This is a genomic window from Companilactobacillus miaonis (assembly GCF_036913615.1).
Taxonomy (GTDB): Bacteria; Bacillota; Bacilli; order Lactobacillales; family Lactobacillaceae; genus Companilactobacillus.
This window is the reverse complement of sequence record NZ_JAYKTX010000002.1, coordinates 110,773-126,702: the sequence shown is the minus strand read 5'-3', so window position 1 is coordinate 126,702 and position 15,930 is coordinate 110,773. Positions and strand designations below refer to the sequence as shown.

Below are 15,930 nucleotides of genomic sequence, written 5' to 3'. Positions count from 1 at the left end.
GGGTTATTTATTAATAAATAATATTTTGTATTTTGACGTTTTTTAATTTTTAGAGCACATTGTGAATTCTTTGTCAATATTTTTATAACCGATTTCTAAGACAAAATAATTTATTTTTGTTTGCGAGAACAAATATTTGTTGAAAAAAACTATTTATGTTAATTTAAAAACATCAAAGGATTTGGAGGAATTTTACATGTCAAAAAAGATTGCTATTATTGTTGGTAGTTTACGTAAGGGATCATTCTCAAAGCAAATTGCTAAAAACGTTGCTAAATTATTCCCTAGTGACTACGAACCAGAATTTGTTGAAATTGGTAATTTACCATTGTACAACGAGGATATCGACACTCCAGAAAATGTCCCTGCTGCTTATACAGAATTCAGAAATCAAATTAAAGATGCTAGTGGTGTAGTATTCGTTACACCTGAATACAACCGTTCAATTCCTGGTGGTTTGAAGAATGCAATTGATGTTGGTTCACGTCCATACGGCGAAAGTGCTTGGGATAAAAAGCCTGCTGCTGTAATCAGTGTTTCACCTGGTGCTATCAGTGGTTTCGGTGCTAACCACGCATTACGTCAATCATTAGTATTCTTGAATATGCCTACATTGCAACAACCAGAAGCTTACATCGGTAATGTTACAAAGATTCTTGATGACCAAGGAAACGTTGCTGAAGGTACAGTCGGCTTCTTACAAAGTATTGTTGATGCTTATGTTGAATTGTTGAACAAATATTAATCAGTCTGCTATATCAAAAAAGTCGTTACACATTTGTGTAGCGGCTTTTTTGTTTTACCAATTACTTGAGCGATGCACGTCAAGTACAAACTTGCTCTTATCACTCAAGAAACTAGAGTGAGAATATTCAAATGCTACACCATTTTGATCAAAAGCAACTTGTTCAATCGTCAAAATTGGTGATTTTTCTTCAACTTTCAGAGCGTTAGCAATTTCTTTATTAGCACCATCTGCATAAATAATTCTTCTCGCATCAGTCATCATTATTTTGTGTTGACCCAAGAAATCATAAATTGATCCTTCAATTACTTTTTCATCTAGAGGAACAATACTTGTCGGCATAATCGTATGCTCAAAACTATACCTTTTTCCATTCACTAATCGCACTCGCCTTATTTCATAAACCGGTTCATTCGATTTGATCGACAAGTTCTTGCGTTCCTCCTCAGTCGGCAATCGTGCTCCAAAACTAATAACCTTACTAGTAATCTTTTGGTCACGATGCGAATAAGTCACACCAATCGGCATATCCAATGGTAGTAATTCATCATTTCTAGACAATGGTTGGTTACGTACATATGTACCTGAACCTTGCTTACTAACAATCAAGCCTTCATCTAGTAATAAATTTAAAGCCTTTTTTAACGTCAAGCGACTGACATCATACTTATTAGACAGTGATTCTTGCGTAGGTAATGGCTTCCCCGCTCTATAGTGATTGGTTAAAATATTCTTTTTAATATCAGAATATATTTCTCTATATCTATACATAAAAGTACCTCTCATACATCAATTGTATATACTAATTTTACCACATTTTTATAATTTGACTATACAAATTATAAAAATCCCCTTTACAAATTATTAATACCGTTTATAATTATGAATTGAAAGTTAGCGCTTACTTTTACAAAATAAACGGAGGAACAAAAATGAAATTTGATCTCGATAAAATCCAAGGACCATTGTTAAAAATGTCCTCGTGGGTCGAAAAAAATACCATTCTACAAGCCGTAAAGAACGCTTTCATTAGAACTATTCCATTTACCGTTGTGGGTTCTTTCTCAAACCTAATCAAAATGCAGTTGGACGCTTTGATTAAGTCACAAAAAATTGATAACCCTTGGTTGACAAATACAAGTAACCTATTTGGATACTTAGGAACTGCTACTTTAGGTATCGTTGCTTTGATAGTTGTCTTATCTTCAGCTTATTCATACGCAAATGAATTGAAACGTAAACCTAAAAATGCAAATCTAAATCCTATTTTAGCGACATTATTAGCACTTGCAGCATACTTTATCATGGTACCTAACAATATCAACTTTGCTGATCCTAAGGCAAAAGTGATTGAAGGATTTGCTACTTCCTTCTTCAGTTACGAGGGAATGTTTACCGCACTGATTGTTGGAATGCTAGCGGTTTATCTATATAACAAATTCTCACATAGTAAGTTTACTATCAAAATGCCTGGAAATGTACCACAGAATGTTTTTGATTCATTCTTTTCATTAATTCCAATTTCTGAAGTACTTTTGATTTTCGGTGTAGTTAGAATTATTATTCAAACGCTTGGTTTCTCATCTCTAATTGAATTGATTTCTGTTGTAATCATTAAACCTATGTTAAGTGTAGGTACTGGTCTACCAGCAATTATCGTTGTAATTCTACTTGAACAAATTCTTTGGTTCTTAGGACTTCACGGTTTCAACATCGTTTGGGGTGTTGTTTCAGCTTTCTGGCTACCTCTTTTCTTACAAGACGTTGCCAAATTTGCTAAAACACAAAGTTTTGCTGGAATTTCCATTGCTCCAAATACCATGACTAACGTTTACGCCATGATTGGTGGTTCTGGTGCTACTTTTGGTTTAATTATTGCCATGTTAATTTTTACTAAAAAAGGTGAAAAGGAACATGAGGTTGCCAAATTAGGTTTGATTCCTGGATTATTTGGAATTAACGAACCAATTATCTTCGGTCTACCAATCGTTTTGAACCCTATCATGTTAATCCCTTGGATTTTAGTTCCAGTTGCCAATGCCGTTATTGCATATGTTGTAACAAAAATTGGTTGGGTCGTTCCATTGGTTGTTCTGAACTCTGGTAATGAGCCAATCTTCATTAGTACCTGGATTCTAGGTGCGTTCCATCTGAGTCCAGTAGTCTTAACCTTAGTTCTTGTAATTCTTGATATCTTTATTTACTCACCATTCGTTATCATTAATCAACGTAACGAACGTGAACTAGCATTAAAAAACGCACAACCAGCAGCATAAGGAGTTAATTTAAAATGAAAAAAGTCTATGCAATTGCACACACGCATTGGGACTTCGAATGGTATTTTACTAGACAAGAAGCACGCGTCCAGTTTGCATATCACATGGACGAAGTTTTCGATGCACTTGAAAAAAATGTCCTAAATTATTATTTACTAGATGGCCAAATGTCGATCGTCGACGATTATTTAAATAGTTTTCCCGAAAAAAGAAATTTAATTAAAAAATTTGTTACAGAGAAACGTCTCTTCATCGGTCCTTGGTACACTCAAATTGATGAAATGGTTACTTCTGGAGAATCTATCGTCAGAAATCTATCAATAGGAAGAAAAATTGCCAATGACTTAGGTGGTTCAATGGATGTCGCATATTTACCTGATTCATTTGGCCAAGGCACCGACATGCCTAAAATCTACAATGGTTTTGGAATTTATGATGCCGTTTTCTGGCGTGGTATGTCTAAAGAAAAAAATGCTCGTTACTTTTATTGGAACAGCAAAGATGGCTCAAAAGTTTTAACTGCAAATATCAAAAATGGTTACTACGCTGGAGTTCAACTGGTCGAATCCAATGATTTTAAAGATCTAATGAATAAAATCAGCTCCGACACTGACGTAAGTAATTTAGTACTCCCTATCGGTGGAGATCAAAGAGCCATTGACTACAATCTAAAAGAACGAATTCAAGCGGCTAATGAAAAATTAACTGACGAATACTTTATTAAAGAAAGTAACTATCCAGAATATTTTGCTAATCTACGTAAAGAAAAAGATTTGCCAAACTACTCTGGCGAATTCATCGATCCCTCAGCCTCAAAAATTCATCGTGGTATTTACTCATCCAGAGCTGACCTAAAACAAATTTATGATCAGCTTGAACGTCGGATGACTTATCAAGTTGAACCCTTGATGGCTTTGGCAAAATCATATGGCATCTCTGCCAAACAAGGTTTGGTTGATGATATTTGGAAAATTATTTTTCGCGGTCAAGCACACGATAGTTCTGGTGGTTGCAATAGCGATAAAACAAACGATGATATCCTCCATCGTGCAAAAGTTGCCGATCAATTATCATACTCTATCATTGACTATTTGATTAGAAAACTCAGTATTTCTCAAGAAACACCATTTGATGTTTATCTTTGGAATCCATTGCCAATTGAAAAACATCAAATAGAGACTATTCAAATATCGACTAGATTCAAAGAATTTAAATTATTAGATAAGAATAATCAAGAGATCCAATATGATTTAATCAATCAAAAACTGGAAAATGCCGCTGCTTTACGTAGAAACGTTGAAGAAAGAAAACAAGATTTATATTACATTTCAACAATTTCTTTTATGGCTGACATTCCAGCTACTGGTTGGTCTGGTCTCACAATTCAGGAAACTAAAGAATCAAAATCTACTATTAATAGTAGTAAAGATAATCATATCGATAATAAGTTTTATGAACTTAGTTTCAGTGACGGTCAAATTGATTTGACGAATAAATCAATTAACAAAACGTATCCAAACTTTCTTAGTTTTGAAGACGGAGCTGACGCTGGTGACACATATGATTACTCACCTTCATTTAATGATTGGATAATCAACTTAGATTTCAAGCAAGCTGACATCGAGACTGTTATTGGTCAAAATATTAGTTCTCTAAATATTACAGGTCAATGGGAATTACCCGCTAACTTAGAAGACCGTAAAAATAAAAAATTATCATCTAAATTAGCTTACAAATTATCATTAACTTTAAAAAGAGATTCGCAAACAATTGGCTATAAGTTAGAGACCAACAATCAAACTCTAGATCATCGCTTAAGGTTAGTTTTGAACCCTAATTTAAAATCAGAGTTCTCATTTGCTGACACGCCATTTGGTATCATTAAACGTCCTGTAACCGATCTACATTTAAACGATTGGCAAGAGATTGGTTATCATGAGGAACCAACCGCAATGCGTCCATTTATCCATCTTGCAAATATTCATTCCCAAGATGAAAGCTGCACTTTCCTCGGGCTTGGAAGTAAAGACTTTCAAGTAATTGGTCCAAACTTTAATAAGTTAGCAATTACTATGTTCAGAAGTGTCGGTTATCTGGGACGTCCTGATTTACTCCGCCGCCCTTCCGATGCCTCAGGACTAGAATCAAAATATGTTGAAACTCCACACAGCCAATTACAAGGAAAACATGTTTTTGAAGGTGGAATCGTTGTTAGTCAAACTTTTGATGCCGCACAACTACAACGCGAGCATTTATTACTTTCAACTAATCCCCTCTTCTTCCAAAACCAAACTTTAAATCGCTTTACTAATCCGCTCAGATATTTCATGATGAATAAAGTTCAAAATTATAATCAACTAAATCAAAACTTGATTCAACTAAAGAGTGATCAACTAGTATTAAGTAGTTTTCACCTGACAAATGATGAAACTGGGTTTGTGTTAAGGCTTTATAATCCAAGTGATGACACTATAGAAAATGGATCTATCAAATTAGGTAAGTCTGCTACCATCACTGAACTCACCTTAGATTCTCATCTTGTTACTACTTTAAAAACATCAACTGATAATTTTAAAATACCTTCCTTCAAGCCAGGTGAAATCAAAACTTTTGGTATCAATTTTATTAAATAGAGCATAAAAAAGCTGCTGGACAATATCCAACAGCTTTTTTTCATATCCTAAAATTTCAATTTCAAAACAGTTCTTAAAACATTGATAGCGGATTTTTGTAAGTCTCCTAAATACAAATTATTGTTATCTTTCCACTTGCCTGTCAACAAGACGTGTTCTTCATCAACTATTTGGGCAATTCCTTGGTAAACCCAGTCTCGAACATTCTCATTTAATGGTGAATCATCACCGATTCTAACTTTTACTAGTACGTTTCCATCGGGATCCAGTACAAAATCATTCCAAAGTTGTCTTTCAGTCGTCTTGTTAGTTAGAAAATCAAAATCTTTTTTAACCTTGATATTTCCTTGAGCATCAAACTCTGGTCCGTTGTCACTAGCAGCATTGAGTAATTCTGACTTTGAGGCTCCTGGCATGATTAGATCATTTCCGGCATGCATGCTGTTAGCAGGTTTTGCTGAACTGAACCAATCGGTCATGACTAGACCGTGGAAATGCCATTCATCACGTAAAATATTGGTCAATAACTCAAAGTTTTCTCCTGAAAAGACTCCATTGACTTTGTTGTAAGAAGTCATAATAGCTACTGGTTGGCAATTTTTAATGGCAATCTCAAAGTTACGAAGATAAATATCTCGTAAGGCTTGCTCGCCAATAATACTATTGCCAGAATTACGATCAGTTTCTTGATTATTTCCTAAGAAATGTTTAATTGTGACTCCGATACCTTTGTGTTCTTGAACACCCTTGGTAACAGATGCAGCCATAGTACCGGAAAGAATTGGATCTTCAGAGAAGTACTCGAAATTTCTGCCACCGAGTGGATCACGATGGATATTCATTCCTGGTGCTAACCACAAGTCGACCCCAAACTCATTCATCTCGATACCGACTGCGAAACCAACTTTCTCTACTAATGAACGATTCCAGGTTTGGGCTAAAGCCGTTCCAATTGGCCAAGCAGTTGCAAAATGTTCAACTGTTTGTCCATTTTTTTCATAAGTTGGTTCAACTCGAATACCCGCAGGACCATCTGCCATCACGAAAGCGGGAATGTTCTTACTATTAATAGTCCCTGTTTGTCCGGCAGCTCCCGGCAAGATATCTGAAGAAATTCCAACAACACCATTTTTATCGGATGATAATTGGCCTTCAACTAACTCAACTAACTGTGGAATTGACAAACTAGCAACAAATTCGGCTAATTCAACTTCACCACTATTGACGTCTGATAAAGTTTTTCCAGCCGCATTTCTGACTTCTTCGACGACTTGTTCCATCCCTTTCCCTGGCAATGGATCTTCATCAGCGATAAAAGTTGTAACACTATTTTTTTCTTGGTATTGAACAAATTTAGTCTCAGGAAAATTCTCAGCTTTCAAAATGAAGTAAGGAATTCCGGCGATTTGTTCCAAGTCGACTTTATTGTCAGTGAAAACAGTTGGATCAACGCTTGATTTCATGAGATGTTCAACTTTTTCTAAAATCACTTTTTGATCCAACTTAAATGTGGCCACTACTTGAGTATTACGTGAACTGTTACCCACGCGAAGTAGATAAGTTCCTGGCAACAAGATATAAGCGCCCAATTCTTCATCGTAAACTTTTAGATCCGTGATGGGAATTCGGAAATCAACAGTTTGCTTGGCATTGGGCCGTAAAATTGTGGTTTTCTCGTAGCCTACCAAATCTTGATATGGTACAGGAATATTAGTCTGAGGTTTGGAGACGTAAACTTGGACTACTTCTTGACCAGAAAATTTATGGCCGGTATTTTCAACATCAACACTGAGACGAATCCGTTTCTCATTGATATTGACTTTCTTAGTATCGAGATAGAACTTGGCATAGCTCAAACCAAATCCGAACTCATACCTAGGCTTAATATCAAAACTATCAAAATATCGATAACCAACATAAATACCCTCGACATATTTTGGATCAGTCATCCCAAAATTCTCAGAAGTTGGATAATCATTATACGATTTAACCCAAGTATCTGACAATTTACCAGAAGGTGTCACGGTTCCATCGATTACTTCAGCCACAGCATCACCAGTCGTCATTCCCAGTTGTGATACTAACAAAACGCTATCTAAAAGTGGACAATCGTCGATAAAACTCGTATCCATGACTCCGCCAACATTTAATAACACGATACTGTTAGTGTAGTATTCACTCATTCTTTTAATGTTGGACAATTCATTATCCGTTAATAAGAAGTCACCTTTTTCATTTTTACGGTCGTAAGCTTCACCAGAACTACGTGACACCACATAAATTCCAGTAATACTATCTTCAAAATCCCCAATTTCTGGATCATCAAATTTAAAAGCTGGACGTAAAAGTGCTAGTGGATCATCTTTTAACTTCTCATCATGAGCTTGTTTTTCTTTTTGGTAAAAACGTTCCAAGCGGTTCAACCAGGATTTAGTTGTGATCGTAAAACCATGATTTTCTAATCCATCTAAAATACTGATAGTCCTGCGAGAATTGACATCCCCAGAGCCAGTTCCACCTTTAACAGTCGCAAAAGCTCCACTACCGTACAATGCCACCGTTTTATTTTTAATCGGCAAAGTTGCATTGCGATTTTGTAGCAAAACTATCCCCTCAGAGGCAACTTGTTTAGCTAATTCTTGATTTTCTGATTCTCTTTGTGAAATAACGTTTTCCATCTGCAAAATCTCTCCTTTGGTGGAAATGTAATTACCTTAATTTTACACTTTTACGTGTTAAAAAAGTGCTGCTAAGAGCTACTGATTTTCACAATCGTTACTTTTTTGGGAAAAATCTTCGTAAAATAAATTTATGAATTAAAACCATTAAAATTATTATGATTATTCCGACAAAAATCTCACTAGCAATGAAACTTCCAAAGAGAAGACTTTGAAAGAATCTGAGTAGGGGATCGTTAATAACCAGTATCAATAAAATCGTGACAATAATATCTAAAGTATAAATATTCATAGTTTTCTCCTAATATCCAAATATTAACATAATGGCAATCATGTATAATATAGTAAGAAAAAAATTTGAGGTGGAAAAATGTTAACAGACAAACACATTGCAATTTACGTTACTGGTGGAATTGCGGCTTATAAATCGTTGAATATCGTGCGAGCTTTAATCAAACAAGGTGCACAAGTTCAAGTGGTCATGACTAAATCCGCTCAAAAGTTCGTCACTCCACTAACTTTTGCGACTTTGAGTAAGCGTCCGGTTATCACTGACAATTTCAAACCTCAAAGTGCTGCCGACGACTTCATTCCCCACATCAAAGTGGCGCTCTGGACTGATTTGGCGGTCGTCGTTCCGGCAACTGCTAATATCATCGGCAAAATGGCTAATGGTCTAGCTGACGATGTTGTTTCAACTAGCCTTTTAGCAACCAAAGCCCAAAAATTGGTCTTTCCAGCTATGAACACCGACATGTACGACAATCTCGCTGTTCAAAATAACCTTCAGACCTTAAAAAAAATGGGCATCCAAGTCATCGAACCAGCTACCGGATTTTTAGCTGAAGGTATGACTGGCAAGGGCCGCCTACCCGAATTAGACGTCATTGTCAAACATATTCAAGCACAATTCACTGAGAAAAAACTAAATGGTAAAAGAGTCATCGTTACTGCCGGCGGAACTAAGGAAGCTATCGACCCAGTTCGGTTTATCGGTAACCGTTCTTCTGGCAAAATGGGCTTTGCAATGGCAAAAGTTGCTCGAGATCTTGGTGCAGAAGTAACCTTAATTACCACTGTTCCCACTTCTTTTGCCGGCATGAACATAATTCAGATTCAAACTGCCGATGAGATGATGCAACAATTAAAAAACGTCTTCCCTAAAGCTGACGTTTTGATCATGGCTGCCGCAGTAGCTGACTTCAAACCGATAAAAGTTGCCGACCAGAAGATCAAAAAAAATGACGATGAAGATATCTTCACCATCAAATTAACTAAAAATCCTGATATTTTACAAACTATCGCTGCCACTAAAACTAACCAACAATTCGTTGTCGGTTTTGCGGCCGAAACTCAACACCTCTTGGACAACGCAGAGAAAAAGCTCAATAAGAAACACGCCGACGTTATTTTGGCTAACGATGTTTCTCAAAAAGACGCTGGTTTTAACGTCGATACCAATAAGGTCACTCTGTTGCAAAAAAATCATAAACCAGTTAATTGGCCTTTGATGTCTAAAACCGAAGTAGCTAAGAAGTTCTGGGATTTGTATTTAAATAAATAAAAAATAGGACGAAACGTCCTATTTTAGATACAAACTGAACTTTATTAAAGATCCAGCATATCTTTTACATAGACCAAAAGTTCCTTATACAAATTGTGATTAATTTTATTGATAATGACTCCATGCCGGGAAATATAATCGAAGTTTTGCAATTGCCACACGACGACGTATCCCTTCACACCTGTGTGTTTATCACCTGGAATTAAAATTGGATAATAACCTACACGATTAGCAACTCTTTGTGAGGTTGTTATAGGCATCACTAAAATAAATCCTGTTGATTTATTATAATCACTAGAACTCATAACGACCATATGTCTTCTAATATTACCTGAATCAGCATCAATTACCACAATGTCGCCCTTTTCTGGAGTATTTCTCATTGTAATTTCTCCCTACCAACTGGTCTTAATTCCATGGTTTCGGATATTTCTTCCATATCTTTATGGAAATCATGCTCCATAAATTTTTTTGTACTAAAAACGTTGACATGTTTAACTGGTTTATAAATAATAGTTCCATCTTCCTTAGTTGAAACTGAATATTTGGCACCAACCTTATCTTTAACCCCAGATGGAACTGTTAAAATAAGACTATTTCCAGACTTTCTTAATCTCACTTCTTTACTCATAATGGTGCCTCCTAATTTTCATACTATTATTAGTATGGAATATTTTAGCAAAAAAGCAATACATCCGTATATACATGTGTCAGAATTTCAAAAACAAGATTTCTCTGCCATAAACAAATCATTAAAAATTGTATGTAAATGATTATGTTTCAGTAATTGTATTGCCAATGTTTTTACCATAATAGATACTTTAACTAATAAAATGCTAATTGTTAGAAAGAAGGTAAACTCCATGGAAATATTTCGTACCAGCCTTAATTACGACCATTTGAACAGCTCTGAAAGAAAAAGTATTATTAATAAATTATCAAGATCTCAACTACAAACTATTGAGCAATATAAACAATACAAGTTTAATTCGATGCTTCTAAATGATTTCAATGAAACTGGTACAGAGTGGCAATTTTTAGAAGAACAGGTCAATCCTAATTTCGATAAATCCAATCCGAAAGAATCTTCATTACATTGTTCGTGTGGCCGTGGAGTAAAATATCTCTACATCTGCCAATCAAAAGAAAATAACCGCACACAAGGCTTTGGAATAGAGCATCTCAAACAAGAAGCTGGAATTGGTGAAGATATCTTAAGAGACATAAAAAAGGGAAAGCACAAAATAGATCGTGGACTGGATGAAATTCTTATTAGATTTGACTGGGGGGAGACTTTCCCATCCAAAAATTACCAACTACTAAAAGAAAAAAACACTTTGGAAAGTCTATTCTCTAAAAACAAACTCGTTTATCTACAAGAATTTTGTCGTGAATCGTTGCCAATTTATCTAAAAGATGAGCTTACTATTAATAAGGCCGCTAAACAATTATTCGAAGAACAAAAACAAATAGAAAGAAAAAAGTGGCTAAGAACGCCTGCAGGAATAAAATTTACTCAAGAACAAGAACTTCTGGCTGAACAAGAGAAGTTACAAGCAGAACGCGAAGATTTGTGGAAAAATAATTCCGTTAACCAAAGCTCCTCTTTCCAATCACCCAATAATAATCCATCACCAAAAGAAATAGTTATAAAAAATGCCAAAATCACCTTCAAACAAGTATTTAGTCGTCATCAAAATATCGCGGAACTATATGGAATTGAAAGCAGTAGTGATTTAGACGTCTTAATTATCAACGGTATCTTTGGCAATGGTTTTATCACCCGTGGAAAGGCCGTCATTCCAAAAGAAACTGTCTTCATATCAATTACAATGTTGAATAAAAAATTTAACTTAGAAATAAGCGACCTTGAAAATAGATTAAATGAAATATACGCAATTTTAGAACACGAGCAGTTAATTATAGATAAACGTGGCATGAAACTAGCAGCATATTAACTTAAATAGCCCAATGGTAATCAAAATTTAATTACCATTGGGCTATTTAATTAATCAAGATTAACTGACTATTTTATTGAGGATTTTCCGAATCACTATAATAAACTGGATCTGGCACATCAAAATCGGTTGTCTGTAACCAAGTTTTGATTTGTTCACCTAAATTTTGCGCCATCGACGAAGACACTGCAATTTGTTTTTTGGAAATATGGTTCACATGGACACCAGCAGTTATCGTGCAACTGCCTGGTAACTGACTTTGAATCACTTTCCCAACTCGTTTGGCCAAAACATCATCTTTATGGAATCTGCCATCATGGCTAGGATAACGAATCGTTTGCAAATCTGAATCCTTAGTCAAAGTCGTCACGGTTCCAATATGAGGATTATCGCCACCAGTAATAGCAATGAATAAATCTTTTCCGATAACTTCCACATTGGCAGTCATCGTATAATTTTCTTCGGTAATTGAGAATCTCATTAGATACCCTCCCAACGTCCGCCAATTTCGTTATCAATTCTTAGTGCATCTAGTTCTTTCATCGTTTGATGATCGACTAAATCTTGAATGGTTTCTGGATGGTTATAAAAAGCTGGAATTGGTGGAATCATTTGTACACCCATTTTCGACAGCTTAGTCATATTTTCTAAGTGAATCGTATTCAATGGTGTTTCTCTTGGTACCATGATCAATTTACGTTGTTCTTTTAAGGTCACATCAGCCGCTCGGGAAATCAAATTGTCACCGATACCGACAGCGATACTAGCAACGGTCTTCATGCTGGCAGGAACGATGATCATCCCATCAGTCAAAAACGATCCACTAGCAATCGTTGCACCCAAATCACTGTCACTGTAAAAGTAATCAGCTAATTCTTTAATATCAGCCAGCGACAGATCGGTTTCCAGTTGTAAGTTTTTCTTGGCCCAACCACTGAAAACAACGTGGGTCTCAACCTTGTCGATCGATTTTAACTTTTTCATCAAATCGATTGCGTAAATGGTACCTGAGGCGCCGGTCACTCCAATGACGATTCTTCTTTTCCGAGTCATACTCACACTTCCTTATTTCAAATATTTTTGCCAGTCATCGACTTCTTTGAATGAAGCACGGATGAATTGGTCTTTCATATCAAATGGTACGGTACCATCGATAATTGTCTTCGAACTCATGCCACGAACGCGAATGGATTTAGGATCGTATTCGGGTCGTTCGGAAGGATCGAGTGGGTGATTTCTCATTCCAGGTAAGACTAATATATCTTTGTCCCCTTGGAATCTAGTATTCATCGTCCAAACGACATCGTTCATATCGAAAATATCAACATCTTCATCAACCAAGAAGACGGTCTTTAATTCCTTGAAAGCGGACAAGGCCAAGATGGCAGCTTGTCTTTGAATTCCTTCATCAGCTTCATTATCCTTGTGGATTTGCATGATGGTCATCAACTTACCACCACCTGCTGGAGGATTGTAGACGTTGACAACTTTTCCAGGAATCGCTTTGTCGACTAATTCGAGGATACTTGCTTCAGTCGGAATTCCAGCCATCGAAACGTGTTCTTCACTAGGTCCGATTGTTGTTTGCATGATAGGATTATCTTTTCGGTGCGTGATGGCTTTAACTTTGACAACATTAACTGCTGGATTAGCGTCACCATTATAACCAGGGAACTCGGGCATAGCTTTGCCGGTGTTAGTATTGATATCCTCTTGCATAGTTTGATTAGGCATGATTTCAGCTTCAATGACGAACTCAGCTCGAGCAATCGCTTTTTCATCAATTGTTTTAGCATTAACTAATTGAACCGCTTGGTTACGCAAGGCCCCGGCAATATTCAATTCGTCATAGCCAAGTGGAGTTGTAGGTGGCTCAAAAGTAGCACCGATGGTAATAGCAGGATCCAAACCAATATTGATAGTGATTGGCATTGGCTTATTCAACTTTTCAAATTGCTTTTGGAAGTGTCCGATGTGACGACCACCAGGCATGATATACATCCCAATAGTATCTTTATCTTCCAAAACCATTCTGTGAATAGTAACGTCAGTCATAGTCTTGTCAGGATCTGAACCTAAAACTAGTCCCATAGTGATATAAGGACCAGCATCGTATTCAGTATTAGTTGGTGCTGGCAAAATTTTTCTAATATCAAAATCTTTATCAGTTGCTTTATGAACAACTTCTTGAACTGGAGCTTCATCAGAATCGACTACTACTGGAGCAACTGGGTGCTCAACTGAATCTTTTAACAAACGGCCCAAAGTTTTATAGTCATGATGTAAAATTAAACCGTCACGCTTGCGACTGGCCATGGCACCAATAAATACTCGTGAACCTGGGAAACCTTTGACGTTGTTAAACATCATCGCAGGTCCTTCTTGTGTAGGACGCTTAACCGTACCACCGGCACCGATGTAGCGGTAAACTCCAGAAAGTTCTGCATCAGGATCTACTTCAACATCAGTTTCATGATATTGACCAGGTGCTTGTTTTAATTCATCAATAACTCTTCTTAAATCATATGGTTGTTCAGACATTGTTTGCCCTCCTCTTTCCTATCAGTGATCATTATAGGGGCGGCAACGTTGTTGAAACAATTCAAGTTAACCAAAAAAGCATTCCATAATGGAATGCTTTTTATTTAGCACAAATTTTATCGATCCAACTAAACAGATCACGTAAATCATAATCTCCACTGTGCGGTGTATTCCAAGGCATTGCAAAATCAACTTGGTAACCAGCATTTTTCAGCGTCGTCGCCAAAATGACCGGAATAGCGAACGAAGTATCACGATCACTAGCACCATGACGAATCCGCCAATATTTGGCCGTTTTGGCTTTTCCAATGTAAGTCAATGGATTAATTGCCGTAACCGTTTTTTCATCAGCCAGTTGTGAAGCAACCTTCGAGTGTTTTTGTGAGAAAGTAGTGAAGTGCTTGCTGGCAATTGTCCCATCACCGAACAAGTTAGGCTCAGGATTCTTCATTTCCAAATCATCAAAAGCCGGAACACTCTTCATTCTAGTAATAAAGCGCAAATACTTTGACCAATCTAAATCAGTCACAATGCCATTTTCTACCTTAACACCAGAATCTTTTGAAACATCCTTTCCTTCATCAAGCGCTTTTTGAGCGGATTGTTTAAGAAAGTTTTTAACGTAATTTAGAAATGAACCCTTACCATCACTGTCCAAAGTGAGTTTTGTTTGATCTGCTGTTAAATGTAAAGAGTTCAAATAAGTAATAAACTCCTGTTTCAATTCATCAGACATCTTCACTTCTTCAGCAGTAAAGGTTCCCGTTGCATCTTCAAAAACTGGTGGTTGTCCTGGTCCGCCATCTTTAATAAAAATCTTGCGTTGCCAAGTATTGACGCCACTGAATTCCCATTCATATGCCGCATCCGCGTGTTCCAAATTGTGGATTGGACAATAAACACTCGCCGCAAAAATTTTATCTGATTCGTCTGCCGCACCAAGATCTTTTAAGAATGGTTCAAAATACTCGGCATCACCAGAAGTTCCAATAGCAGCTGAAGTAGCACCACCGGCACTCGTACCATTAGTAATAATTTTTTCAACATCACCTGGAATTACATCTCGATTATGTCTGACATAACGAATCGCTGCCTTCATATCGACCAAAAATGCTGGAGCCTTGCCAATATTCTTTCCATCAGCCGTCAAAGTCCGTCCACGTAAACCAGCTGAAACTACCACATAACCGTGATTCAAAGCTGCAATGATGGTCTTTTGACTACTTGGATAAGTTTTATTTCCCGGATAATCCCGTGGACCTGGCATATAGCCGCCAACCGTATTGGGCATAAAAATTGGTGCACTATTTTTATCGTAACCATTAACTATTCCATCATGGAAATAAGCCAATGGAACAAAAATATTTAACTTTTGAATAGCTGAAACTGGCTTTTCAACATAAGTTACATCTCTGAATTCTCGATATAACAAACCTGTTGCCAATTTTTTATCTTGAAAATTATTCTGATCTAGTTTTAACATTTTTATCCTCCAATTGACTTCAGTCTACTGAAGTTTTCCAGAGATAAAAATG

At 36.5% G+C, this 15,930-nt stretch carries 13 protein-coding genes; 5 read left to right on the top strand and 8 right to left on the bottom strand.

Going from position 1 to position 15,930, the window contains the following annotated elements:
• Window positions 1-196 precede the first annotated feature (196 nt).
• Complete coding sequence (locus U8521_RS02205) at window positions 197-745, top strand: NADPH-dependent FMN reductase (protein WP_334351723.1); 549 nt, start codon at window positions 197-199, stop codon at window positions 743-745.
• A 54-nt stretch (window positions 746-799) separates the two neighbouring features.
• On the opposite strand, the gene U8521_RS02200 is transcribed toward U8521_RS02205, so the two are convergent.
• Window positions 800-1,516 (bottom strand): GntR family transcriptional regulator, encoded by a 717-nt coding sequence (locus tag U8521_RS02200; protein ID WP_334351722.1) that lies wholly within the window; start codon window positions 1,514-1,516, stop codon window positions 800-802.
• A gap of 161 nt (window positions 1,517-1,677) precedes the next feature.
• Here U8521_RS02200 and U8521_RS02195 point away from each other — a divergent pair, with 161 nt between their 5' ends.
• Complete coding sequence (locus U8521_RS02195; RefSeq protein WP_334333333.1) at window positions 1,678-3,021, top strand: PTS sugar transporter subunit IIC; 1,344 nt, start codon at window positions 1,678-1,680, stop codon at window positions 3,019-3,021.
• A gap of 14 nt (window positions 3,022-3,035) precedes the next feature.
• Window positions 3,036-5,654 (top strand): glycoside hydrolase family 38 N-terminal domain-containing protein, encoded by a 2,619-nt coding sequence (locus U8521_RS02190; protein ID WP_334351721.1) that lies wholly within the window; start codon window positions 3,036-3,038, stop codon window positions 5,652-5,654.
• A gap of 47 nt (window positions 5,655-5,701) precedes the next feature.
• Here U8521_RS02190 and U8521_RS02185 read toward each other — a convergent pair whose 3' ends face one another.
• Entirely contained in the window at window positions 5,702-8,332 is a 2,631-nt protein-coding gene (locus U8521_RS02185; RefSeq protein WP_334351720.1) for a glycoside hydrolase family 3 protein, read from the bottom strand.
• Between the two features lie 370 nt (window positions 8,333-8,702).
• Here U8521_RS02185 and coaBC point away from each other — a divergent pair, with 370 nt between their 5' ends.
• Window positions 8,703-9,896 carry a bifunctional phosphopantothenoylcysteine decarboxylase/phosphopantothenate--cysteine ligase CoaBC gene (coaBC, locus tag U8521_RS02180; protein ID WP_334351719.1) on the top strand — a complete coding sequence of 398 codons (1,194 nt, stop codon included), beginning with the start codon at window positions 8,703-8,705 and terminating at the stop codon, window positions 9,894-9,896.
• 44 nt (window positions 9,897-9,940) lie between these two features.
• Here the strand turns inward: coaBC and U8521_RS02175 are convergent, their stop codons facing one another.
• Together U8521_RS02175 and U8521_RS02170 are read right to left on the bottom strand one after the other, a co-directional pair.
• The gene (locus tag U8521_RS02175; protein WP_334351718.1) at window positions 9,941-10,279 is read right to left on the bottom strand and encodes a type II toxin-antitoxin system PemK/MazF family toxin; all 339 of its coding nucleotides are present in this window, start codon (window positions 10,277-10,279) and stop codon (window positions 9,941-9,943) included.
• Window positions 10,276-10,527, bottom strand: a complete 252-nt coding sequence (locus U8521_RS02170) for an AbrB/MazE/SpoVT family DNA-binding domain-containing protein (protein ID WP_334351717.1) — start codon at window positions 10,525-10,527, stop codon at window positions 10,276-10,278. Before U8521_RS02170 ends, U8521_RS02175 begins: the two co-directional genes overlap by 4 nt.
• A gap of 232 nt (window positions 10,528-10,759) precedes the next feature.
• Between U8521_RS02170 and U8521_RS02165 the strand changes: the two genes are divergently transcribed.
• Window positions 10,760-11,854, top strand: a complete 1,095-nt coding sequence (locus U8521_RS02165; RefSeq protein ID WP_334351716.1) for a hypothetical protein — start codon at window positions 10,760-10,762, stop codon at window positions 11,852-11,854.
• Window positions 11,855-11,927: 73 nt separating this feature from the next.
• Here U8521_RS02165 and lpdD read toward each other — a convergent pair whose 3' ends face one another.
• The 4 genes from lpdD to U8521_RS02145 all read right to left on the bottom strand — a co-directional run bounded on the left by lpdD (window position 11,928) and on the right by U8521_RS02145 (window position 15,878).
• Window positions 11,928-12,335 (bottom strand): prenylated flavin chaperone LpdD, encoded by a 408-nt coding sequence (gene lpdD / locus U8521_RS02160; protein WP_334351715.1) that lies wholly within the window; start codon window positions 12,333-12,335, stop codon window positions 11,928-11,930.
• A complete protein-coding gene (locus U8521_RS02155; RefSeq protein WP_334333341.1) occupies window positions 12,335-12,907 on the bottom strand; it encodes a UbiX family flavin prenyltransferase in 573 nt (190 codons plus the stop codon). Before U8521_RS02155 ends, lpdD begins: the two co-directional genes overlap by 1 nt.
• A 12-nt stretch (window positions 12,908-12,919) precedes the next feature.
• Entirely contained in the window at window positions 12,920-14,395 is a 1,476-nt protein-coding gene (locus tag U8521_RS02150; RefSeq protein WP_334351714.1) for a UbiD family decarboxylase, read from the bottom strand.
• 100 nt (window positions 14,396-14,495) lie between these two features.
• Window positions 14,496-15,878, bottom strand: a complete 1,383-nt coding sequence (locus U8521_RS02145) for a subtype B tannase (protein ID WP_334351713.1) — start codon at window positions 15,876-15,878, stop codon at window positions 14,496-14,498.
• Between the last annotated feature and the right edge of the window lie 52 nt (window positions 15,879-15,930).